This window comes from Streptomyces sp. SID3343 (assembly GCF_009865215.1).
Taxonomy (GTDB): Bacteria; Actinomycetota; Actinomycetes; order Streptomycetales; family Streptomycetaceae; genus Embleya.
Genome location: NZ_WWJX01001097.1, coordinates 1 through 2,466, shown reverse-complemented (window position 1 = coordinate 2,466; position 2,466 = coordinate 1). Strand labels below are relative to the sequence as shown.

Annotated in this window: 1 protein-coding gene; it reads left to right on the top strand. The window is 72.0% G+C overall.

Annotation, left to right across the window (positions count from 1 at the left end; all coding sequences use genetic code 11):
• The coding region (locus tag GT354_RS34390) for an FtsK/SpoIIIE domain-containing protein (protein ID WP_272923939.1) at positions 1–2,466 on the top strand (2,466 nt) is incomplete at both ends.

Sequence of the window (2,466 nt, the reverse complement as noted above, 5' to 3'; positions counted from 1 at the left end):
TGGCGGCTCGGCCCGGGGCGGCACGAGGTCGGCACGGACCGCGCGTGCGCGTTGCGTCTGGACGGCGGCGCGGCGCCCGCACAGGGCACGTGGATCACGGTCGGCGCGAACGGATCGGTCACGGTCGCCCTCCCGAGCGGCGTGGACGAGGATCGCTGTGGCCTGCGCAGTCTCACCCCACCGCCGCCGGTCGATCCGGTCACCGGTACGCCGCTCACCACCGAGGAGCCGGCCGGGGCGGAGGAAGGCGGTCCCGGCGGGCATTCCGTCGAGCCCCTGCCGCCGGGCCCCGACGGGTTGCCCGTCACGCCGCCGTTGCCGGCGGTCGGTGTCCTTCCGCCGCCCGACGACGGCTCGTTGCCGTGGCCGACGTACGCCGACCTGTCCCTCGGTGACCATCTTCTGCGCCTGGGCCCGCCGGACGAGCCCGAGGCGGCGGTACGCGCGACCGCGGACGGGCTCGGCATCGAGTACAACCGGCCGCCGCGCCTCGCGCCGCATCTGGACGGCGAGACGATCCGCCTGATGGGTCCGCCGGCCGACAACACCAAGCGGCCGTTCCCGTTCCTGATGATGATGGCCCCGCTCGCCATGGGCCTGGCGATGATGTTCCTGTTCCGGAGTCTGTTCTTCGTCGTCTTCATCTTCTTCACGCCGATCATGGCGATCGGCAACTGGGTTTCCGGACGGCGCACCGGTCGCCGGCAGTACGAAGAGGCGAAGCGGGTCTATCGGATCCGCCGGTCGGCGTTGGAACTGGAGATGCGTCGCGCGACGGTGGAGGAACGCGGCCTGCGCAACGCGACGTTCCCGGATCCCGCGGCGGTCCTGCTGACGGCGAGCGGCCCCGGCCTGGGGCTGTGGCAGCGCCGTCGCCGCGACGCCGACCACTTGACCGTCCGACTGGGCACGCTCACCCGCGCGTCGCTCAAGCGCATCGACGACCAGGCGCGCGAGACGCACTACCGACACGTCAACTGGCGCCTCGCGGACGTGCCGTTCGGGGTCGAGCTGACCGGCTTCGGCGTGGTCGGGATCAGTGGCCCGGGAGAGATGCCACGCCGGATCGCGAGTTGGGCGGTGGCCCAGACCGCCGTGCTGCACAGCCCGCGTGACGTTCGCATCGTCGTGCTGACCGAGGACGAGCACGCCGACGCGTGGCAGTGGGTGCGTTGGCTGCCGCACCTGCGGCCGGGCCGGGCGGGCGCGGCGGTGGTGGCACTGGGCACCGATCCCGAAAGCACCGCGCACCGGGTCAACGAGTTGATCTCCGACATCCAGGCCCGCACCGACGCGTCGCAGTCGGCGCTGGGCCCGAGTCTGCAACGGGTACCGGACGTCCTGGTGATCCTGGACGGCGGCCGGCGGCTACGCGATGTGCCCGGCGTGATCGAGGTGTTGACCAACGGGCCGGCCGTCCGCGTGTTCAGTCTGTGCCTGGAGGAGCGCGAGCACCTGCTCCCGGAGGAGTGCACGGCCGTGGTGACGGCGAACGGCAATCACCTCGACCTGCGGGCGTCGCACATACCGGACGTCGAGGGCATCAGGGCCGACCTGGTCGACCCGGCCTGGTGTGAGGAGGTCGCGCGGGCGCTGGCGCCGGTGCGCGACGTGAGCGTGGAGAGCGACTCGGGGCTGCCGGCCGAGGTCGCGCTGCTGCCCCTGATCGGCCAGGAGCCGCCGGACGCGGACCTGCTGGTTCGCGCGTGGGCGCGCCGTCCGGCCTCGACCACGTTCGTGTTGGGCAGCGGCTACGAGGGAACCCTGCGCCTGGACCTGGTCCGCGACGGCCCGCACGGCCTGATCGGCGGCACCACCGGCTCGGGCAAGTCCGAACTTCTCCAGACCGTGATCGCCTCGCTCGCCGCGGCCAACCGGCCCGACGAGCTCACCTTCGTGCTGGTCGACTACAAGGGTGGCAGCGCGTTTCGCGAGTGCGCCGAACTGCCGCACACGCTGGGCATGATCACCGACCTCGACGGCCACCTGGTCAAGCGCGCCCTGGCCTCGCTCGACGCCGAACTCCGGCGCCGCGAGACGGTTTTGAACGAGGTCGAGGCCAAGGACCATACCGAGTACCGGATCAAGCGCTCCCGCGATCCGCGACTGCCGGCGCTGCCCCGACTCATCCTGGTGATCGACGAGTTCGCCACCCTGGTCCGCGAACTGCCCGACTTCGTACCCGGTTTGATCAGCCTCGCGCAGCGCGGGCGTTCGTTGGGCCTGCACCTGCTGCTGGCGACCCAGCGTCCCGGCGGCTCGGTCAGCAACGAGATCAAGGCCAACACCAACCTGCGGATGGCCTTGCGGGTGACCGACCGCTCGGAGAGCCAGGACATCATCAACAGCATCGAGGCGGCGGGGATCTCGCCGAACAACCCGGGTCGGGCGCTCGTCCGGCGCGGAGAGGGGGCGCCCACGCCGTTCCAGACCGCGTTCGTCGGCGCGGAGCGGCCCGGCGCCGTC